Annotated in this window: 17 protein-coding genes; 7 read left to right on the top strand and 10 right to left on the bottom strand. The window is 51.0% G+C overall.

Annotated features, from left to right (window positions below; translation table 11 throughout):
• Window positions 1-84 precede the first annotated feature (84 nt).
• Both ACW9SV_RS17090 and ACW9SV_RS17085 read left to right on the top strand, forming a co-directional pair.
• Window positions 85-2,400, top strand: a complete 2,316-nt coding sequence (locus tag ACW9SV_RS17090) for a PAS domain-containing sensor histidine kinase (RefSeq protein ID WP_479557979.1) — start codon at window positions 85-87, stop codon at window positions 2,398-2,400.
• A gap of 49 nt (window positions 2,401-2,449) precedes the next feature.
• A complete protein-coding gene (locus ACW9SV_RS17085) occupies window positions 2,450-2,881 on the top strand; it encodes a response regulator (protein WP_479557978.1) in 432 nt (143 codons plus the stop codon).
• Between the two features lie 78 nt (window positions 2,882-2,959).
• Here the strand turns inward: ACW9SV_RS17085 and ACW9SV_RS17080 are convergent, their stop codons facing one another.
• The gene (locus tag ACW9SV_RS17080; RefSeq protein WP_479557977.1) at window positions 2,960-4,234 is read right to left on the bottom strand and encodes a replication-associated recombination protein A; all 1,275 of its coding nucleotides are present in this window, start codon (window positions 4,232-4,234) and stop codon (window positions 2,960-2,962) included.
• 260 nt (window positions 4,235-4,494) lie between these two features.
• Between ACW9SV_RS17080 and ACW9SV_RS17075 the strand changes: the two genes are divergently transcribed.
• The gene (locus ACW9SV_RS17075) at window positions 4,495-4,920 is read left to right on the top strand and encodes a DUF6640 family protein (protein ID WP_479557976.1); all 426 of its coding nucleotides are present in this window, start codon (window positions 4,495-4,497) and stop codon (window positions 4,918-4,920) included.
• A 347-nt stretch (window positions 4,921-5,267) separates the two neighbouring features.
• On the opposite strand, the gene ACW9SV_RS17070 is transcribed toward ACW9SV_RS17075, so the two are convergent.
• Together ACW9SV_RS17070 and ACW9SV_RS17065 are read right to left on the bottom strand one after the other, a co-directional pair.
• Window positions 5,268-6,677: an MBL fold metallo-hydrolase gene (locus tag ACW9SV_RS17070; RefSeq protein ID WP_479557975.1), complete on the bottom strand. Its 1,410-nt coding sequence runs from the start codon at window positions 6,675-6,677 to the stop codon at window positions 5,268-5,270.
• Window positions 6,678-6,753: 76 nt separating this feature from the next.
• Window positions 6,754-7,548, bottom strand: coding sequence for a sulfite exporter TauE/SafE family protein (locus tag ACW9SV_RS17065; protein WP_479557974.1), 795 nt, complete (start codon window positions 7,546-7,548; stop codon window positions 6,754-6,756).
• 191 nt (window positions 7,549-7,739) lie between these two features.
• Between ACW9SV_RS17065 and ACW9SV_RS17060 the strand changes: the two genes are divergently transcribed.
• Window positions 7,740-8,477: a hypothetical protein gene (locus ACW9SV_RS17060; RefSeq protein WP_479557973.1), complete on the top strand. Its 738-nt coding sequence runs from the start codon at window positions 7,740-7,742 to the stop codon at window positions 8,475-8,477.
• 70 nt (window positions 8,478-8,547) lie between these two features.
• Window positions 8,548-9,150, top strand: coding sequence for a DUF1801 domain-containing protein (locus tag ACW9SV_RS17055; RefSeq protein ID WP_479557972.1), 603 nt, complete (start codon window positions 8,548-8,550; stop codon window positions 9,148-9,150).
• Here ACW9SV_RS17055 and ACW9SV_RS17050 read toward each other — a convergent pair.
• The 4 genes from ACW9SV_RS17050 to murI form a co-directional block, all read right to left on the bottom strand.
• Window positions 9,143-9,676 carry a flavodoxin family protein gene (locus ACW9SV_RS17050; RefSeq protein ID WP_479557971.1) on the bottom strand — a complete coding sequence of 178 codons (534 nt, stop codon included), beginning with the start codon at window positions 9,674-9,676 and terminating at the stop codon, window positions 9,143-9,145. The genes ACW9SV_RS17055 and ACW9SV_RS17050 overlap by 8 nt on opposite strands.
• Window positions 9,677-9,683: 7 nt before the next feature.
• The gene (locus tag ACW9SV_RS17045) at window positions 9,684-10,865 is read right to left on the bottom strand and encodes a glutathionylspermidine synthase family protein (protein ID WP_479557970.1); all 1,182 of its coding nucleotides are present in this window, start codon (window positions 10,863-10,865) and stop codon (window positions 9,684-9,686) included.
• Window positions 10,866-10,994: 129 nt separating this feature from the next.
• A complete protein-coding gene (locus tag ACW9SV_RS17040) occupies window positions 10,995-11,639 on the bottom strand; it encodes a Cj0371 family chemotaxis-regulating polar lipoprotein (protein WP_479557969.1) in 645 nt (214 codons plus the stop codon).
• Window positions 11,640-11,730: 91 nt separating this feature from the next.
• Window positions 11,731-12,549, bottom strand: a complete 819-nt coding sequence (murI, locus tag ACW9SV_RS17035; protein WP_479557968.1) for a glutamate racemase — start codon at window positions 12,547-12,549, stop codon at window positions 11,731-11,733.
• A 155-nt stretch (window positions 12,550-12,704) separates the two neighbouring features.
• On the opposite strand from murI, the gene ACW9SV_RS17030 reads away from it, so the two are divergent.
• Together ACW9SV_RS17030 and ACW9SV_RS17025 are read left to right on the top strand one after the other, a co-directional pair.
• Window positions 12,705-13,097: an SPW repeat domain-containing protein gene (locus ACW9SV_RS17030; RefSeq protein WP_479557967.1), complete on the top strand. Its 393-nt coding sequence runs from the start codon at window positions 12,705-12,707 to the stop codon at window positions 13,095-13,097.
• 125 nt (window positions 13,098-13,222) lie between these two features.
• Complete coding sequence (locus tag ACW9SV_RS17025; protein ID WP_479557966.1) at window positions 13,223-15,118, top strand: ABC-F family ATP-binding cassette domain-containing protein; 1,896 nt, start codon at window positions 13,223-13,225, stop codon at window positions 15,116-15,118.
• A 271-nt stretch (window positions 15,119-15,389) separates the two neighbouring features.
• Here ACW9SV_RS17025 and ACW9SV_RS17020 read toward each other — a convergent pair whose 3' ends face one another.
• From ACW9SV_RS17020 to ACW9SV_RS17010, 3 genes are all read right to left on the bottom strand, one after another.
• Window positions 15,390-16,070, bottom strand: coding sequence for a hypothetical protein (locus ACW9SV_RS17020; RefSeq protein WP_479557965.1), 681 nt, complete (start codon window positions 16,068-16,070; stop codon window positions 15,390-15,392).
• 75 nt (window positions 16,071-16,145) lie between these two features.
• The gene (locus ACW9SV_RS17015) at window positions 16,146-17,369 is read right to left on the bottom strand and encodes a CaiB/BaiF CoA transferase family protein (protein ID WP_479557964.1); all 1,224 of its coding nucleotides are present in this window, start codon (window positions 17,367-17,369) and stop codon (window positions 16,146-16,148) included.
• Between the two features lie 141 nt (window positions 17,370-17,510).
• The gene (locus ACW9SV_RS17010; protein ID WP_479557963.1) at window positions 17,511-19,877 is read right to left on the bottom strand and encodes a T9SS type A sorting domain-containing protein; all 2,367 of its coding nucleotides are present in this window, start codon (window positions 19,875-19,877) and stop codon (window positions 17,511-17,513) included.
• Window positions 19,878-19,984: the final 107 nt, after the last annotated feature.

Genomic DNA, 19,984 nt, shown 5'->3' with positions numbered 1-19,984 from the left:
TTCTGGAAAGAGTAGGCGCTTAACCGCTTCATTCTCCCAGAAGAATAGGAAAGCAAACTAAATAGCTCGTCATTACTGCAGTATATGCCCCACCAAGATTCAAATCCCCAGCAAGAAAACGCAATAGACTTTAAGGCGACTTTTGAGGCTCTTCCGGGTAGCTTCCTGGTGGCACAACCTAATCCTCCCCATTTCACCATTCTGGAGGTGAGTGATGAATTTCTCCAAACCGCGGGCAAAGAAAGACACCAAGTAGTAGGCAGAAGCATTTTTGAGGCATTTCCTGAAAACCCCCAGGCTGAGACCGCCAAAGGACCTTTGGCGCTGAAAGAATCCCTCCACAAAGCCCTTTCCTTAAAGAAGCCAGACTATATGCCCATTGTACGCTATGACCTACCCCTCATAGACGGCCAATTTGAAGAGCGGTACTGGTCTGCCTGCAACAAGCCGGTTCTAAACAAAGAAGGAGAAGTACGTTACCTGATTCACTCCACCTCTGACGTCACCGAACAGGTCCTTACCAGTCATAAAATAGCGGAAAGTGAATCAAGGTTCCGGCACATGGTAGAACAGGCCCCGGTGGCCTTTACGTTAACCCGGGGCTCAGATGTGATCATTGAAAGTATCAATGCCCCCATGTTGCTTCTTATGGGCAAAGAGAAAACAGGAGAGGTGCTTGGCAAGAAAATGATAGAAGTCTTGCCCGAGGTGGAAGACCAACCTATTTTAGCCATTGCTAAACGCGTGGTTGAGACTGGTGAATCTTTCAAAGGCAATGAAGTGCCAATCAATCTCCTGGATGGGGGTAAACTGAACAAGCATTACATAAATGTCTCTTACACTCCCCTCATTGAAGGCGGGAAAGTAACCGGGGTAATCCATGTGGCGCAGGACGTAACGGAGCAGGTATTGGCCCGCCAGAAAGTAGAAGCCAGCCAGGAGGAGTTAAGGCGGTTCAAGTTCATCGTAGACCAGGCCCAGGATTCTTTTGCGTTGATGCGCGAAGACGGCTCATTTGCCTACCTGAACAAAAAAGCACTGGAAACCTGGGGCTACTCAGAAGAAGAAGTTCTCGGCTTACGGGTGGCAGAGGTAGAACCTATGTACCAGGAGGAAACGTTCAAGCAGCTTTTTGCCAAAGCACAGCAAGAAACCATTCCGCAGTTTGAAACCCTGCACAAAAGAAAAGATGGCCACATTTTTCCGGTAGAGACAAGGGTAGTGGGTTTACTGCTGAACGATGAACCCCATCTGTTGGCCATCACCAGAGACATCACGGCCCGCAAAGAAATGGAAGCGGCGGTAAAGGAAAGCGAAGAACGGTTCCGGATTATGGCAGACGCCGCCCCCAACATGGTGTGGGCCATTAGTCCAGAGGCCGAACTCACGTATGTTAATACCTACTACCTTTCTTTCTTAGGTATTGGCTATGAGACCGCTCTCCGGGACAACTGGATTCCCTACGTGCACCCAGATGACGTAGACCTGGCCATCCAAAACTTGGGTGGGGCTATCCAGAACCAAGGCATTTTCACCATAGAACACCGCATGCGGCGGCATGACGGCGTGTACCGGTGGCTGCTTTCGCAGGGTGCGCCCAGTTATCTGCCTAATGGTGACCTATACAGCTACATTGGCTCTTCCATTGACATCACTGACCTGAAACAGGCCGAAGAAGCCCTGGCCCAGAAGAATGCCCAGCTGGTCAGGACCAACACCGACCTGGATAACTTTGTTTATACCGCTTCGCATGACCTGCGTTCCCCCATCACCACCATTGAAGCCCTGATAGGCTTCCTGAAAGAAGAACTAACGGAGACTGATTGCTTTGATGCCGACACAGAAGACATTTTGAACCGGATCATCACCTCGGTGAGCCGCCTGCAACGCACCATCCAGGACCTCACCAACATCAGCAAACTACAGAACACCAATCCAGAGAACCTGCTGGAAGAATCCATAGAAGTGCAGGAAGTGTACGAAGACATCAAGGCAGACCTGGTTTCTTCGTATCACATCCAGACGTGCCACATCCACACTGATTTTGAGGTGCCGCAGCTCCGATTTTCTAAAAAGTACTTTAGAAGTATCTTGTACAACCTGCTCAGCAATGCTCTTAAATATCAGTCCCCGAACCGGGAATGCAGCATCCAGATCCAGACGAGGTTAGAAGATCAGCATGTTGTTCTACGAGTGAAAGACAACGGCCTGGGCTTGAGCACGGACCAGCAGGACCAGTTGTTCACTATGTTCCGGCGTTTCCATGACCACGTAGAGGGCACCGGCGTAGGGCTGTTCATGGTGAAACGAATAGTTGAAAACAATAATGGCAGGATTGAGGTTGATAGCAAAGAAGGACAAGGCACCGAGTTCAGGGTGTACCTGCAGGTGGCTGACTAAAAACCTGTTAACTTTGTTGAACAAGTAGTCTATCATTATCCCCTAAAAGATGGAGGAACAGAAAGCACCGGACGCAACCCCGGAAAAATTACAACAAATTGAAAGCGTCATGGTGGTGGATGACGACGACAACTGGATCTTTATCTCCAAGATAAACCTGAAGAAAGCCGGCATAGGAAAAGAGATCATCACCGCCCGCAACGGCCGCGAAGCCATAGACAAACTAGAGGAACTCGCTGCCAGCGGCGAGAAGAAGCTACCCGCCTTGATCTTTGTGGACATTAGAATGCCTGTGATGAACGGTTTTGAGTTTCTGGAGCAAATTACCCAAGAAAACAAAATTGATTTGGGCCAAAGCAAGGTGTACATGTGCAGCAGCTCGCTTAACCCCGCCGACAAAGAGCGGTCAGCCCAGTATCCTATAGCGGGTTTCCTGACAAAACCGGTCACCAAAGAAGTTCTACTCAATCTTTTGGCTTAGTTTTTCAGAAACAGCTCTAAAACAAAAGCGGGCAATCCTTAGGGTTTCCCGCTTCTGTTTTAAAAGGGATTGCCCCTACTAATATCTATACCACTCACCCCACTGGTTGCGCAGGTTTTTGCGCATCTCGTTCTCGCGGGCGTTGTTGCCGGGGTTGAAGAAAATGGTGCCTTTGAGTTCATCCGGCAGGAAATCTTGCGGCACAAAGTTGCCTTCGTAATCGTGGGCGTACTTGTATTCGTTTCCGTAGCCAATTTCCTTCATAAGCTTGGTAGGCGCATTGCGCAGATGCAAGGGCACCGGCGGACTTCCCTGCTCCCGCACCATGGCCCGGGCGCTTCTGATGGCCTTGTACGCCGCATTGCTCTTGGGCGAGGTAGCCAGGTAAATGGCGCACTGCGACAGGATAATGTCACACTCGGGGTACCCGATCACGTTCACCGCCTGGAAACACTCGTTGGCCATGATCATAGCCGTAGGGTTGGCGTTGCCTATGTCCTCCGAGGCCATGATCAACATCCGTCTCGCGATAAACTTGGGGTCCTCACCCCCTTCAATCATGCGCGCGAGCCAGTAAATGGTGGCATTGGGATCTGAACCGCGCATGGATTTGATAAACGCCGAGATGATGTCATAGTGCGCCTCACCGCCTTTGTCATACAAGGCCAGGTTCTGCTGGGCAATCTGCTTCACCATGTCATTGGTGATGACAAGTTTTTCCTGCACCCCACTGCCGTCAATCACAATCTCCAGCAGGTTGAGCAACTTGCGGGCATCGCCGCCCGAAATGGTGAGCAGCGCCTCGTATTCCTGCACCTCAATGTTTTGCTTCTTCAGAATCTCGTCCTCGGTCAAGGCTTTCTGCACCAGCTCCACCAGCTCCTCTTTCTCTAGTGATTTCAGAATGTACACCTGGCACCGGGAAAGCAAGGCGGGAATTACCTCAAACGAAGGGTTCTCGGTGGTAGCGCCAATCAAGGTTACGGTTCCTTTTTCCACCGCCCCCAACAGGGCATCTTGCTGTGATTTGTTAAACCGGTGAATCTCGTCAATGAACAAGACCGTGCCTTGCCGTTTGCGCGCTTGGTCAATCACATCTCTTATGTCTTTCACCCCGGCATTGATGGCGCTCATGGCCACAAACGGCACTTTTAGTTGCCCGGCAATGATCCCGGCCAAGGTAGTTTTGCCCACGCCCGGCGGTCCCCAGAAAATCATGGACGGCACCATGCCCGCCTCTATATACCGCCGCAGCACGCCCTTAGGGCCTACTAAGTGTTTTTGACCGGCGTACTGATCCAGGTTGTGCGGGCGCATGCGCTCCGGCAAGGGGGCTTTGGTAGTTTGGAACATGGGAAGCAGATTTCAGGTACTAACGTCTCGTGGGTTCACTCGCATCGCGAAACAAAAGGCAATTTACTTTCTTTCCGGCACTGTTTCCCGGCCCATTTTGAGAAATCAGCCTAAAAGCAGTTTGCCCGGTGGTAACCTGCCGGATAGCGGGGCATTGCCCAGCCAGGTTCGTAAGTCCGTCCAAGACAGATACGCGGAACCACCTGCTGTTGGCTTCGTATCCCTGAAAGGCATACGCTCTGCCCCTAATTCTTTAAAACATGAATACAACTGTCGCCGGACGCACCCTCCTGAAAGCCGTGGCCGCCTTTACCACAGTAGGTGGTTTCCTGATGGACTGGAACAAAACCCACCTCTTCAACGACAATTGGACGCCGCACGCCAAGTTCCATGATGCCATGACCATTCTCACCGGAACCTTGTTAGGATCCAGCAGTCTGTACCTGCTCCAGAAAAATGACGGTGACCAAAACATGAATCTGAAAGCCGGCGCCCTCCTACCTGCCATCTTCTACCTTGCCCAGGCGGGTAGCTTCATTTTTCCAGGGGCAAGAGGCATGGACGCCGAGTTCCCTGAGAAAATCCCCTCCGTAGGAAGACTCCGCCTCAACGAAGGTCCGTTTTCCCTGGTGATGCTGGCTGCTTTGGGTGCAGGGTATCTGTTGGCGAAACAGAAATCAGAATAGCTGTTTTTGGCTTGATTTTGAGAATCCTGCCCGAAAGCAGAATGGCTCTGGGACTTTAAAACATATTGCAGAGGTGATGTAGGGGCAATCCCTTGTGGTTGCCCTTGTAGGTATCAACCATTCTTTATCTGATCGTCCCCCTTTGAAGGGGGTTGGGGGATGACAAAGCCGTACCAATCAAACAAACAGCACTTGCTTCAAGGTAAACAGGTTTAACTTAAATTAAAAAGGGCAACCACAAGGGATTCCCCTACAAAATCTTTGAACGTGATGATCTGCACGAGCAATCATCCCCCTCCCCCCTTCAAAGGGGGACGACCAGATATCTTAACTAATTAGTGAGATTCTTACCCCAAAGTTGAAGGACACACAAAAGCTGTTCTAGGAACATCCGTTTCAGCAATGGCTTTGAAGCCGCCCGCCACGTCTACCAGGTTGTTGAAGCCACGGGCTTTCAAGATAGACGCCGCCACCATAGACCGGTAACCACCCGCGCAGTGCACGTACACCGACTCTTCTTTCGGGATTTCTGCCAGGTAATCATTGAGGGAGCTTAGCGGCATGCTCAAGGCACCTTCCACGTGTTCTGCGCTAAACTCACTAGGCTTCCGCACGTCTATCACCACAGGATTTCCGGTCTTCAAACGTTGGGCAAATTCCTGGGCCGAGATAGACGCCAGCGTTTCTGTTTCTTTACCAGCTGTAACCCAGCTAGCGATACCACCCTGTAAAAAGCCAAGGGTTTGGTCATAACCTACGCGGGCTAAACGTGTCACTACTTCTTCCTCGCGGCCGGCATCTGCCACGAACACAATAGGCTGCTGGATATCTGGGATAAGTTCTCCTACCCATGGAGCAAAGCTGCCGTCCAGCCCAATGTTGATGGAATTGGGGATATGACCCCGCGCGAAATCAGCGGCTTTACGGGTATCCAGCACCAAAGCGCCAGTCTCGTTGACCACAGCTTCAAACGCTTCGGGTGAAAGGGCCTGCAAGCCTTGCGTAAGCACGTTTTCAATGTTGGCGTAACCTTGTTTGTTTAGCTGGACGTTCAACGGGAAATAGCTCGGCGGCGGAAGCAATCCATCGGTTACTTCTTTCACGAACTCCTCTTTGGTCATATCAGCCCGCAGGGCGTAGTTGGTTTTTTTCTGGTTGCCCAAGGTGTCAAACGTTTCCTTGCTCATGTTCTTGCCGCAGGCACTGCCTGCTCCATGAGCGGGGTACACCAGCACATCATCGGCTAGAGGCATAATCTTGGTGCGGAGCGAATCATATAAGATGCCGGCCAGCTCCTCCTGCGTCAGGTCAGATTTGGCGGCCAAATCAGGCCGGCCTACATCACCAATGAACAAAGTATCACCGGTGAAAATGGCGTAGTCTTTACCTGATTCATCTTTCAAGAGGTAAGTGACAGATTCCAGCGTGTGTCCGGGCGTGTGCAGTACTTGAATGGTTATCTCACCCACGGTGAGTACTTCCCCATCCTGGGCCAGGTACGCTTCAAAGGAAGGCTGGGCCGCCGCTCCGTACACAATCTGGGCACCGGCGGCTTTAGCCAAATCCACGTGCCCTGACACGAAATCAGCGTGAAAGTGGGTTTCCAGCACGTACTTGATGGTGGCCTGGTCCTTCTCAGCTTTTTGCAGGTAAGGCTTAATCTCGCGCAACGGGTCAATGATTACCGCCTCACCTTTGCTTTCAATGTAATAAGCGCCCTGGGCCAGACAGCCGGTATATATCTGTTCTACTTTCATGTTCTTTCCCTTTCCGGAATACTAAGATTCAACTTACTATAAAAAACTGCCTGGCGCTGATGGTCATATGGCTATGTTACGCCAGAATTTCTTTTATAAAAATAAAAATGCCCATCAAGAGCACAAACCACCCGAAGCCTTTCTTCAGGGCTTTGCTATCTATTTGGTGGGCAAAAGCGCTTCCTATGTATATGCCCACCACTGATAATCCAGTAAACATTAGCAGGAACCCCCAGTTAAAGGTATAATGAACCAAGTCGCTCAGGAAACCTACCATGGAGTTGGCGGCAATCAGCACCAAAGACGTTCCCACTGCCACTTTCATATCCAGACGCACCAATAAAACCAAAGCTGGAATAATCAGGAAGCCGCCCCCGGCCCCTACCAACCCTGAAATCAACCCCACCAGCCCGGCCTGGATCACCACCTGTCCATAACGAACACCTTCACGGCACTGGTCGTTTTCTTCCGCTGATTCTTTGCTCTTGATCATCCCCAAAGAGGCGATCACCATCAGCAACGCAAACAGCACCATCACCAGGATCTCCTTTGTCACCATGAGCCCTCCTACCCTGAACAACTGGTGAGGCAGAGCAGGCATCAGGTATAAGCGAGTCAGGTAAATAGCCAGAAGAGACGGCACCCCAAAAGTCACCAGCGTCTTGCCGTGCACCAGGCCTTTCCGGAAAAAGCGGTAACCTCCAATGGAGCTGGTGGCGCCTACCACAAACAGGGAGTAGGACGTAGCCAGTACCGGGTTCAGGCCGATGAGATACACCAGAATAGGCATGGTTATGATAGAGCCGCCGCTGCCGGTCAGGCCCAAGGTGCCGCCAATCAATAATGCCGCCAAGTACCCTAGTATCTCCATGCTTCTTTTTGGTGCGAAAAAGGTAGGAGAAACGTTGACCTGTGACAGCTACAAAAGCAGGCCAGGTAGTTTAGGGGCGTTTTGCAGGAAAAGGGCTCAAAAGGGAACAAGGAAATGGCGGCGTAGGCAGGTATCAATTTTCAAGAACTAAATAATCTATTTATTTTCGGTCCTCACTTTTGAAACCGTCTATGCTCCTGCACTTGCTTCTGCCGTTTCTGCTTTTCTTTTCCACCTTGTTTGGGTCTCCCGCTCCGGCACTCACCGGCCAGGAGGTTCTGAAAAAGATGCATGACCGGTACGCCGGCAAGTTTAACCCTTATTTCACGTTTGACCAAACCGCGGTCAGTTACAAAACCCCTACCGACTCCTCTTCCCTGGTGTGGCATGAAGCTATTGCCTTCCCCGGCAAACTGGTCATTAAGTTTGGTGAGTTTGAATTAGGGAACGGCGCCCTATTCTCTCAAGATAGCCAGTATGTGTTCAAAGACAATGCCCTGCAAAACCGGATGCGCCGGGTGCACGAGGTGTTGGTGCTGGGGTTTGATGTCTACCACCAGCCGGTGGAGCGTTCGATTGGCCAGATGCAGGAAGCTGGTTTTGATTTGTCCAAAGTCTTTGCCACCACATGGCAAGGCAAAAAAGTGTATGTGGTAGGTGCTACTTCCCTGAATGAGAACGTCAGCCATTTTATTATTGACCAGGAGAAACTCTGGGTTTTGAGAACGGTTAGGCAAACCGGCGACCGCCAGAATGCCGTGGACCTGAAAGGCTACAAAAATGTAAAAGGCAATTGGATTGCCACCGATCTCACATTTTATCTGAACGGCACCAAGACCCTGCATGAGGTGTACTACAACATGCGTTTCCCTAAAACCTTGCCTTCTGAGCTATTTACCGTGGCGGGTTTCAAAGCTGCCCGTTGGTAAGTCTTTTCAAGCCCTTTTTTTAAAACAGAGCCCTAACAAACCCTTTCTTACACCTCCTGAATCCAGATCCATGGCCACCTCAAAATTGACTCCAGAACAGAACGAGCAGAAGATTGAAAGCTATTTCCAGAATGCTCCCGCCTTTGCACAGCCCATCTGCGAGAAGATAAGAAACGCCATCGCCGCCGCAGACCCAGAGCTGAAAGCCACCTGGAAGTGGAGTGTGCCCGTGTACGAGAAAGCCGGTCCGGGTCTGGTATGCGGCCTGGGGGTGTTCAAGCAGCACGTAAGCTTGTCGTTTTTTCAAGGGGCGTTAGTGCCAGATCCGCACGGGGTGTTTACCAGCAGCCAGGATGCCAAAGGAATGCGCAGCATCAAGTATACCGAAGCCGCCCAGGTAAACGAAGAAGTATTGGTGGAGTACCTGCGAGCGGCCACGCAATTAAAATCAGGTGCCGCCGCCAAGTCAACCGAGCGCAGTGTGATTGTGATTCCGGAGGACCTGAAACAAGCCCTAACCCAGGCCCAACAACTGGAAAAATTTGAGCAGATGGCCTACACGCACCGCAAAGAGTATGTGCGCTGGGTTACCGAAGCCAAACGTACCGAAACCCGTGATTCCCGTATCCTGAAAACGGTGGAGCGCATCACCGAAGGCAAGAAGTTCAGCTGATTCCCTTCATCGCATCCTCTATTTCGCGAAGGAACTCCCGGTGATCGCCCAGGTGGTAAATATCCGTTTCCACTTCCTCAGTGGGGGCGTACAGGGTTCTTCCGAATTTCATATCCAAATACTTGGCAGTCAGTTTAAAGGGCACCTCAAAGCCATCGGGGAGTTCTGAGTCGGCACCCACGGCTACCAGAAAGACGATTTTGCCTTTGAGACGGCGGCCTAGCGGTTTTTGCACCGTTACCAGATCGGTGAGGCGGTCAAAGAACGTTTTCAGCAATCCGCTCATGGCGTACCAATAGACTGGCGTAGCGAAAACCACTACCTGGTGGCGCATAATGTGGTCTATCACCTTCAGGAACTCATCTTCCTCGGAGTAGTCATTTTCATACCGATAAGGCCCTATCTTGAAGTCCAGAAGGTCCAGCATCTGGTGCGGCGTTTCCTGGAAAACCTTTTGAAGAAACAGCCTGGTGTCGCTTTCTTTCCGGGCACTGGCCAACAAGATCAAGGGGCTGGTTTCGGTCATAGCGGTTCTACTCTACCACGTGCGCCACAAACTGAGACAGGTTGGTGATAATCCCTTTTTCGCGCCTGAACCCAATAGCACAACCTTCGCCGGCCCAGAAAACGCCTGCCTGGTACCGATAGCCCTGGGTATCCTGCGGCAACTCGGCCCACGCCTGGTACACGCGAGGCTGGTCTCCGTACTCGCCCGAGGTGGAAGAAACATCTATATTTTCCAGCACCTGGATGTTCTGGCCTTCCCTGCCAAAGATGGGTTTTTCCACCGCTTTCCCGGAAAACGGCTGAAACTCTGTTCTCAGTAACAGCGGGTGGTAAGGGAATTGCTGCCAAAGCCAGGCCAACATGCCTTTGCTCTGGAAAATAAGCGAATACGCCGGATTGGCGATGATGACACTGCGGGAGTACTGCAGATCAATCAAATCAGTACACAGTTCAGGTTCCAGTTGGGCAAACAGTTCCCAGGGCACCAGTTTGAAAAGGAACGGGAACCTGCGCCACTGCTCGGCGCCAATCTGCGCCCATATTCCCCGCTCCGCCCCCAGCGTAGACAGTTCCATTTCTTCTACCGGGCAGATGTGGGTATCAAAACCAGCCTCATGGGCGGCTTGCGCCAAAACCTCACAGTTAGTATAATCTTCTTTGCTGCCCCCCAGGTACACGAGCAGCAGCGCCGGCTCTAACTCGGGGTTCAGGCCCTGCCAGGTCTTGAACTGATCTACCAGCGCCTCATACAACCCGTTCGCCTGCTGGCTCTCGTTTTTACCGGCGGCGGCCAGCCCGGCCCATTGCACCACGGCCGTCTCGGGGATAGCGGTGGCGGTATCAGCGTTGAATTCTAGCAACTTCACGCCCTCTGGGGTTTGGGCAAAATCAAAGCGGCCGTAGATGTGCCAATGACGTTCATCGTTCCAGGAGTGGCGAACGGCGCGCCAAATCCGCTCTGGTATCCCTAGTTTGCGCAGGAAATCATCCGGCAACTCCTCCGGCACGGCTTCCACCATCATCTGGTACAGCGAAGAGGCAGCCTCTATCAGGTCATCGGCGGCGGGTTGGCTTAAAACTACTGCTTCGCCAGACAGATACGTTTGGCATTCTTCCTCTACTACCCACTCCCATCCCATTTGGTGTACCATTTTGGTGACATCGCCGTGGTGCGGCATTAATTTGACAGGAAGCGCTGTATCTGGCATAGCTTTGCAACGGTTTAGAAAAGAATAAAAGATAATTGGAAACCCTCCCGCGCTTTAGGCCCTATTTAGGAGAAAGAGCCTTAAAGCGAAGGGTAATTGTAAAGTAACTGGCAAGAACCTCAGGTTAGTTTAACTTCCGAACCCTGATCTGCCCATTCCGCCTGATCTGGTGCCAAACGTACCGGAACGGCTATTGGTAGGACGCGAGGAACGGATATTTCCGGAAGAAGAAGGACGACTGTACGCGCCTGTGGTCCCCCGAAAGGCCTGGGCTCCCCGGCTGCGCTCCACGGCGGTTTGCTGACGCCAAGATTCTGTCCGCTGCAAGGTGCTGGGATTTGCGTAGTACGCCCGGTTAGGCGTCATCATGCGGCCGGCCATGTACCCGATGCCGCTCCACATGAGCACGTTCATCAGCCCGAATCCGGAGCCGTTCTGAGGATAAGCCTGGGAGTACTGCTGCATCTGGCGTTCCAGCTCAAGGCCTTGCAGGGTATCTACCTTACCATCGTTATGTTTTAAAATTGCCATGACTTGCCCAGCGCCAGCCGGACGTTCATCGGTGATCCGCCAGTTATCAGGGCTGATCTCAGTCATTTCGGTAATAACGCCTTGGCTGTACTGTGGCGCACTCTCGCCGGCGTTCCACTCGGTGGAGGTTTCATTCTGGGCAGAGCGATTATCGGAGCAGGAAGATAATCCAAGGCAAGCAGCGGCGCTCACCAACAGCACGTTGCGCGAGAAATCACCAATCTGGAAGTAACGCTTTTTCATATAAGGGGATACACAGCCGTTTTTGGCGTGTTTCTATCTAAGTAAACGGAAAATATGATAATAAAGGTATGCCCAAAACGCGCATAAGCAACTACTCCCACAGCGGATAATGCTCTAAGTGCACCTTCTGCTGGAAAAACAGCTGGGTAGAGGCTTCAAACGAAACGGTGTAATCAGACACATAGAAGTGTGCCTCGCCGGGCAGCTTCTCTGAGGCGATGCCTGCTTGCGTCAGCACCCGGCCTACGTGTTGCGCCACCAGTTCTGAAGCGTCCAGCACCCCTACCCTGCCACCGTAAAAAGCCGTGATCTGCTCTTTGATGAGCGGGTAATGGGTGCAGCCTAAGATCAAGGCCTCAATGCCGTCCAGCGCCGGATCTGACAGGTAGGTCTGGATGACGCTTTCTGAGATGGTGTTGTTGAAGAAACCTTCCTCAATCATGGGAGCCAGCAAAGGCGTTGCCAGCGACTTCAGCCGCACCCCGGCGTTTAGGTCATCTATCTTCTTTTTGTAGACATTGGAGTGCACTGTTTGTTTGGTGCCAATCAAGCCCACGGTTCTTTGAGCAAATCTTTCGCCCACATACTGCACCACAGGGTCAATCACATTCAGAACATGGGCCTTGCTGCCTACATATTCGCGCACCAACTCGTACGCCGCCGCAGACGCTGAATTGCACGCAATCAAAATTATTTTACAATTCTGCTTAATCAACAGATCGCATATTTTCACTGAATAGGCCTGTATGGCAACGGTAGATTTGTCGCCGTAAGGCAGATGGGCGGTGTCTCCAAAATAGACCAGTTGCTCTTCCGGCAAATGCGCTTTAATGGCCTTAGCTACGGTTAAACCACCAATTCCGCTATCAAACACGCCTATGGGGCGCTCCCAATTTTCAGCTATTTTCATTCTTTAAAAACCAAAGGCAGTTAGTATAAACCACATCATCCGTAATTATACCTATACCTTAATAATACAAATTAAAAATGCACTTTTCCGCAACATTCAAAAAATAACGGGCGTAAAAGACCATACAAGTTGAAACTAAAAAAGGAGGAATAAAAATGAAAGTAATGTCAACCCGTGCCCACGGGATTATGGATTATCTAGTGGGTGTACTATTAATTGCAGCTCCATTTATCCTTGGTTTTGACCGTGGTGGAGCAGAGACTTGGGTACCTGTGATTGTGGGTGCCGTGATTATTTTACAAAACCTGATGACCAACTGGGAAGTAGGGGTTTTCAGAGCCATGTCTGCTAACATGCACTTGAACATGGATTACCTGATTGGTATTTTCCTGGCCGCCTCTCCCTGGATCTTCAATTTCGATGAGTATGTATACCTGCCGCATTTGATTGTAGGTATTGTGATTTTGTTGCAAGCCATGATGACCCGTGTAGTACCTGCCCACGGAGCAGTTACTAACACCAGAATGCACCACGGACACACCCATTAAGGGTTTTTGATTGATTGAGTTAAAGACAAAGCATAGAAGGCCGGGTTTCCCGGCCTTTTTTGTTTCTTCTCTTTTTACAGGAACCGTCTCTGGCATACCCCTTTCCGTTTGCGTACCTTTGCGCCATGAATTACCTTTCAGCAGACTCTATCTCAAAAAGCTACGGCGACCGCTGGCTTTTTCAGAACCTTATATTTGGCATTAACCGCGGCCAACGCATTGCGCTCATCGGCGCCAATGGCGCCGGTAAAACAACCCTTCTTCAAATCTTAGCCGGCACTATTCCGCCAGACAGCGGCACCGTAAGCGTGCGCAAAGGCATCAGAGTGGGCTATCTGTGGCAACAGCCTGAATTCCCGGAGGGCGCCACCGTGCAGGAAGCCATTTTCTCGGGCCAGACCGAAGTACTGGATGCCATCAGAGACTACGAAGCCTGCATTGAAGACCCCAACACCTCAGATGCTCGCATGCAGAAAGTGATGGAGCGCATGGAAACGCTTCACGCCTGGGAGTACGAAGTGCGTACCAAACAGATCTTAGGCAAACTAGGCATCCAAAACCTGGATGTGCAGGTAGAACACCTTTCGGGCGGACAAAAGAAACGCGTGGCTATGGCCCGGGTACTGATTGAGGAACCAGACTTGCTTATCCTGGATGAGCCTACTAACCACCTGGACCTGGAAACCATTGAGTGGTTCGAGAACCTGTTAACCACCGAGCAAACCACCCTGCTCATGGTTACCCACGACCGTTACTTCCTGGACCAGGTAGCCAACGAGATCGCGGAACTGGACCGTGGACAGGTATACACCTACAAAGGCAATTACAGCTACTACGTAGAAAAGAAAGCCGAGCAGGAAGAAGCCAATGCCGCCGAGATTGGCAAAGCCCGCCAATTGATGAAAAAAGAACTGGAATGGATGCGCCGCCAGCCCAAGGCCCGGGGAACCAAGTCCAAGTCCCGCATTGACGCTTTTTACGACATTAAGGACAAAGCCACCCAAAAAGACACCCGCACCCAACTAGAGCTGTCCGTGAAAAGCACCCGGCAGGGAAACCAGATTTTGGAAATTGACCACCTGAGCAAACGGTTTGGCGACAAAGTAGTCCTGAACGATTTCAGCTATATCTTTCGGAAGAAAGATCGCGTGGGCGTTGTGGGCCCGAACGGCGCCGGCAAAACCACCTTTTTGAACATGCTTACCGGCCGCCTGGCCCCAGACAGCGGTGAGATCATCGCCGGCCAGACCACCGTTTTCGGGTACTACACCCAAACGGAGTTAACATTTAACGAAAACCAGCGGGTAATTGACGTGGTGAAAGAAGTGGCTGAAGTGGTGGAAACGGGCAATGGTGAGGTCATTACGGCCAGCCAGTTCCTGCAGCACTTTCAGTTTCCGCCTGCCCAGCAATACACCTTTGTTAGCAAGCTAAGCGGAGGCGAGAAACGGAGACTACAACTGCTGCGCGTCTTGATCAAGAACCCCAACTTCCTGATCCTGGATGAGCCTACCAATGACCTGGACATCCAGACGCTGAACATCCTGGAAGACTTCCTGCTGCAGTTTGGAGGCTCCCTGCTTATTGTTTCCCACGACCGCTACTTCATGGACCGCCTGGTGGAGCATTTGTTTGTGTTTGAGGAAAACGGCCAGCTCCGCGACTTCCCCGGCAACTACACCGATTACCGTGAGTGGGCCAAAGAACGGGAGAACATGAAACTGGATGAGGTGAAGCCCATTGTCAAGCCAGCCCCGATAGCCTCTGCTCCTGCCCCGGTTGCCGCTCCTGTTGACACCACACCTAAAAGAAAGGCTTCTTTCAAGGAGAAACAAGAATACGACCAGTTGGAGAAAGAAATAGAACAACTGGAAGCCGAGAAAGAAACCTTAGCTGAAGAGATGAACTCCGGAGCGGCAAACCATGTACGCTTAGCCGAGTTGGCCCAACGCATTAAGGACATCAACGCTGCCGTGGAAACCAAAACTGAGCGTTGGCTGGAACTGGCGGATATTGTGTAGCGCTAGTCAGCAGAAAGCAATTTTGTTAAGGATTCGTTTTGGGTTCGTTTCTCTGGAAACAAGTTCAAAACGAACCCTTAAATTTTCCAGAGACTTTACGCTTCTAAACTGAATTAACCAATTTGGCCCTAAAGGAGACACAAGTCCAAACATAGGCCAACAAAGAAAGATATCCTGCAGTACACTACCATAATAGCAGTTCGGCCCGGAAGGACTAAAACCCCACCGGGCCGAACCGCTTTTTTTTGAATATGCTATTTGACAATAAAGACTAATACACGTTGGGCTTTCGCTGGTAACTGAAGGAGAAACCTACTTTCTGTGGTGTGCTTACCTGTTGCTCTTCCAGTTTCTGCTTCACGGTGATTTTTCTGATCTCTTCCACATCAGGGGCAATCAAGTCATTGTTCACCGAGGCTACCATGGCGCTTTCAATGAAAAGTTTCAAGGTTTCTTCATTGATCTCGTTTTTGGCCATGTCATTGTACGTCAGGTCCAGCTGCTTTACCCCTTCCAGGTAGAAGTGGTTTTCTATGTTGATGAGCACCCGGCCCAATAAGTAACCCGGGTCATTGAGGCGGTTGTATTTGATAGAGTCTGCCATGAAGTTGTAGGCCATGATGTGCCCAAAAAACCTCCGCCGGAAATCCTCATCCACATAGCGGCTTTTCATCAGTTCATGGTCTTCGGGCAGGGTGATTACGTTGGAGTGCATGACAAACATGAGAAGATCGCCCGAGAACTTGATATGGAACTCAAAGTCATTCACGCTGCGGTATTCCACCAGCACGTTAGAATCTACCTCAGTGATTCGTTTTCTAAGACTGTCCACCAACTCTATGGAGCAACTCCTTAGGCGCTCAAAAACTTCTCGGGTATTTCTAAAGATTGCTTGTTTTGTGGTAGACTTCTGCCGTAACCCTTCAAAGATCGTCTCAATTCTATCTTCCATATTGTACTATTTCGTAAGACATGTTCCGGTGCCAACGGGGCAAAGTATCTTCTATAGTACTTCCCGCAACGTCTTTTAGTTTTTAAATTCTAAGGTTTGGGGCCAAATCACGCCGTCCTTTGCCAGTTGCTGCAATTCTGCGGGGGCAAGGCCAACCTTCTCCTGCAACACCTGCCAGGTATGCTCTCCTAAGCCCGGCGGAAAACAAAGCGACAAAGGTACGTAATCTGCAGATGTAAAAGCTACTTGCCTCACTCCCATTGGCTTTTTCTGCCCATTTTCCAGCAACTGGGGCTGAACCAAAGGCTGCGCCAGTGCCTCGGGAATGGAATGCACCGCTCCTGCGGGCACATGGTTTTCCATCAGCGCCTGCAACAAATCCTGCTGCGGTTGCCTGGCAATGGCCTCTCCCAGAAGTTGGTTTAGCGAATTCCGGTTTACAACCCGTTGCCGATTGGTTTTGTACTCTTCCCTTTCCGCTAACTCAGGGGTTCCTAAAACAGCACAAAGCGATTTAAACTGCCGGTCATCTCCCACAGCCAGTACCACCTCTTTGCCGTCAGAGGTTTTGAAGATGGTTCCGTAGGGCACGATGTTGGGGTGTTCAGACCCCATCCGCTGAGGAGAATTTCCGGCTACTAGGTAGTTGGTGGCCTGGTTTGCCAAAGAAGCAATGGCTGCCTTCAACAAAGAAACTTCCACATACCGGCCTTGACCGGTTTTCTCACGAAGGTACAAACCGGCAAGCAGCGCCTCCTTTAATTGGTGAGCCGCCAACAGGTCAATCAGAGCCACTGGCATTTTTACCGGAGGTCCGTCTTTCTCACCGTTTAAATACATAAAACCAGCCTCTGCCTGCAACACCGCATCATACCCTGCCCGCGGCACGTCACTGCCATAGCCGGTAATGTGCCCGTACAGCATCCTTGGGTTGATCTTGGCGAGGGTGGCGTAATCCATCTCTAGCTTTTCGGCATCACCGGGTTTGAAGCTTGCCAGCACGATATCGGCTTTCTTTACCAATTGGTAAGCTACTTCTCTCCCTTTTTCCGTGGATACATCAAGGCAGACTGATTTCTTTCCCCAATTAGCCGAGGCAAAGTACGCAGACACCGTGGTGGTGGCACTTTCTGAGGGAAGTTTCCACCGACGGGTGACATCCCCTTTGGTTTTAGGGCTTTCTATCTTGAGTACGTCGGCGCCCATTTCTGCGAAGAATTGCCCAACGCTAGGTCCCGCCAGCACACTGGCAAACTCCACCACTACTAAATCATGGAAAACCCCTTTTTCAACTTCCATTTGCTTTATTACTGTTTTTTCAAAAATGGGCAAAAAATGAACAAATGGAAATGACCCTGTACTCATTACCCCAGAAACAAAAAAAGCAGGCAGCGACCAGAAGTCGCTGCCTGCTTAGCATCCTATCAATCCAATTCTATTTTATCTTACCACAATTCGCTGGGTGGTGCTGCGTCCGTTGGCAGTCACCGACAGCATGTAGATACCAGCTCTCAGATTCAAGCCTGTCAGGTTCAGATCCACATCTGAGGTGACACTGCTCACTTCCTGGGTGTGCAGCACTCGGCCACTCACATCTGCCAGGCGGATGGTTGCCGCCCCTTCTACCTGACTCTGGAAGCGAATGCCCACTCTTCCGTTTGTTACCGGGTTAGGGTACACACTGATGGCTGCTTCGTTGACTGCCCCAGCGGCATGGCTCACCGCGATCACTTTAGAGTATTCAAAGGCGTTGTCAAAGTCAACTTGTTTCAAGCGGTAGTACACCGTTCCAGAAGCAGCACCGCGATCGGTGAAGGTGTAGTCTACAAGAGCGGTAGAGTTACCTGATCCTTTTACTTCGCCTACTTTCTTGAACTCTTTGCCATTGGCACTGCGCTCAATTTCAAACCGGTCGTTGTTAATCTCGGCAGCAGTACTCCAGGCGAGTTCAACGGCTCCGTTGCGTGACACGGCGGCAAATCTGGTGAGCGTTACCGGCAGCGGATTACCATCGCCGCAGTCTGCTGCTACCACATCGGCCTGGGCCTGAACGCTTCCGCAATCATTTGTGGCGATCACCCCGAAGGTAAACTCTTGCCCAAGTTCTGACTCATCAAGCACGGCCACTACGGTCACATATCCAGGACCTTCTTCCAGCACCAGGAATCCTTCTGGCACATTAAAGGTGTAGGTTACGCCATTCTGCATTTGCGCCACTCTGATGGTAGTAGGCTCATCGGCTAGGTTACAGATCGTGTCTGGCGCTGCCAAAGCCACTTTAGGCAAGGTACAAGGTCCGGTTGGGCAGTCTTCCACTTGCACTGGCAGGCAAACCGCCTCGGCACCACAGTTGTTTCCATTAACAGCTACCACGGTCACATACAGGGTAGAGTCTGGTTTGGCATTGTTCACTTTGATGTTCACGTAGCCATAGCCCTGTGATACTACCTGGAACTCTTCTGGCATGAAGAACTGGTACTTCACTTTTCCAGCCGGATCTCTGTTTTCTACCGCGAAGGTGTAGATCTTGTCACCTGAGGCGCAAACCACTCCTGGGGCATCAACCTGCAAGGCTGGTTTAGAGCAAGGGCTGCAGTTTGGCTTTTGGGTTACGGCTACTACTGCTTCACCTGAGGCGCAAATTGCTTTGTTCTTTTTGGCGTTGCTAGCCACCATCACCGATACGTTACCGGCATTAGCCCCTGCTTTCACGATAAGCGTGTTAGTACCCTGACCAGAAACGATGGTCCAGCCTGTTGGCACACCCCAAACAAAGTCCAGGGATTTGTTTTGGCCATTTCCGTTGCCGTTTGCATTTCCATTACCGTTTATCTTACCGGTTTTGGCTTTGAAAACCAGCACATCGCCAGAGCAGAACTTGTTATCTCCTTCTATTGAGACCGTAACGGCATTACCAGGTTTCACAGGCAAGGTGGCTACTTTGGTACCGCATTCTGAGTGGTTCACGGTTACTTTCATGGTACCGTTTTTCATACCCACTTTCACTCTTACTTTGTTTGTACCCTGGCCGCTTACAATCTCCCAGCCCACTGGCGGGTTGCCGTCCTGCGCTCTTGGCACATCCCATACATAAGAGGTATATTCGTTTTTGATGGAGTACTCTACAATTTCGCCTGGGCATGGATTGGCAGGACCTTCAATTGGTCTTGGCTGAGACTCGCTGCAGTTATTACCGCCGTTTCCGCCTCCACCATTGCCGCCACCGTTATTACCACCACCATTGTTGCCGCCTCCGTTTCCGTTACCACCGCCGTTATTGCCACCGTTTCCGTTTCCGCCGCCATTTCCGTTATCTCCTCCGGTGTTGCCGCCGCCATCATTTCCGCCGCTAGTCGTACAGTTTTTCACATCGAAGGAAACGATCCCAACGGTGGTAGATGCTTTCGCCTCAGCTCTGAGGGTGGTCATCCGGCCAAAATCTGCCGCTGAGATAGTGTAAGAAAATTCAGCTGTTCTGCCGTTTTTGTATCCTGAGCCGGTATTGAACTTGACAGAGTAGAAAGGATTGTTCGTTCCGTTCTCGTATCCGTTGGAAGGCCCAGTGGCAGAGATAGCCTTGGCACCACTTGGCAACTCAAAAGAGGCATGGCTAAGGTCTTTGTTGCAGTTCACCCTCACACCGAAGGAGAGTGTAACCGTGCCATTGGTGTTTTTGGTAACACCTCTGAAGTTAAAATCGAAGCATTCATCGGATTTGGTTCCGGAGCATTGGGCCTGGGCCTGAGAGATCAAACCAAAAAGTATGAACAACAGGGTGCCAGCCCATGAAAGTATAGGTCTTTTCATGATAGGAAAAAATGGATCGTAAAAGAGGATTTTGTTAAGACACAGTGAATCTATAACCCTGGAGAACAGGGAGGAAGGGTAAAAGGGAAGCCGTTACGGCTTCAAAG

This window comes from Rufibacter sp. JT20002, from assembly GCF_056491185.1.
This window is presented reverse-complemented; position numbering and strand designations above follow the sequence as displayed.

Excerpts from the sequence above, each read along its gene's own strand:
- ACW9SV_RS17090 (WP_479557979.1), top strand. The coding sequence starts at position 85 with ATGCCCCACCAAGATTCAAATCCCCAGCAAGAAAACGCAATAGACTTT.
- ACW9SV_RS17085 (WP_479557978.1), top strand. The coding sequence starts at position 2,450 with ATGGAGGAACAGAAAGCACCGGACGCAACCCCGGAAAAATTACAACAA.
- ACW9SV_RS17080 (WP_479557977.1), bottom strand. The coding sequence starts at position 4,234 with ATGTTCCAAACTACCAAAGCCCCCTTGCCGGAGCGCATGCGCCCGCAC.
- ACW9SV_RS17075 (WP_479557976.1), top strand. The coding sequence starts at position 4,495 with ATGAATACAACTGTCGCCGGACGCACCCTCCTGAAAGCCGTGGCCGCC.
- ACW9SV_RS17070 (WP_479557975.1), bottom strand. The coding sequence starts at position 6,677 with ATGAAAGTAGAACAGATATATACCGGCTGTCTGGCCCAGGGCGCTTAT.
- ACW9SV_RS17065 (WP_479557974.1), bottom strand. The coding sequence starts at position 7,548 with ATGGAGATACTAGGGTACTTGGCGGCATTATTGATTGGCGGCACCTTG.
- ACW9SV_RS17060 (WP_479557973.1), top strand. The coding sequence starts at position 7,740 with ATGCTCCTGCACTTGCTTCTGCCGTTTCTGCTTTTCTTTTCCACCTTG.
- ACW9SV_RS17055 (WP_479557972.1), top strand. The coding sequence starts at position 8,548 with ATGGCCACCTCAAAATTGACTCCAGAACAGAACGAGCAGAAGATTGAA.
- ACW9SV_RS17050 (WP_479557971.1), bottom strand. The coding sequence starts at position 9,676 with ATGACCGAAACCAGCCCCTTGATCTTGTTGGCCAGTGCCCGGAAAGAA.
- ACW9SV_RS17045 (WP_479557970.1), bottom strand. The coding sequence starts at position 10,865 with ATGCCAGATACAGCGCTTCCTGTCAAATTAATGCCGCACCACGGCGAT.
- ACW9SV_RS17040 (WP_479557969.1), bottom strand. The coding sequence starts at position 11,639 with ATGAAAAAGCGTTACTTCCAGATTGGTGATTTCTCGCGCAACGTGCTG.
- murI (WP_479557968.1), bottom strand. The coding sequence starts at position 12,549 with ATGAAAATAGCTGAAAATTGGGAGCGCCCCATAGGCGTGTTTGATAGC.
- ACW9SV_RS17030 (WP_479557967.1), top strand. The coding sequence starts at position 12,705 with ATGAAAGTAATGTCAACCCGTGCCCACGGGATTATGGATTATCTAGTG.
- ACW9SV_RS17025 (WP_479557966.1), top strand. The coding sequence starts at position 13,223 with ATGAATTACCTTTCAGCAGACTCTATCTCAAAAAGCTACGGCGACCGC.
- ACW9SV_RS17020 (WP_479557965.1), bottom strand. The coding sequence starts at position 16,070 with ATGGAAGATAGAATTGAGACGATCTTTGAAGGGTTACGGCAGAAGTCT.
- ACW9SV_RS17015 (WP_479557964.1), bottom strand. The coding sequence starts at position 17,369 with ATGGAAGTTGAAAAAGGGGTTTTCCATGATTTAGTAGTGGTGGAGTTT.
- ACW9SV_RS17010 (WP_479557963.1), bottom strand. The coding sequence starts at position 19,877 with ATGAAAAGACCTATACTTTCATGGGCTGGCACCCTGTTGTTCATACTT.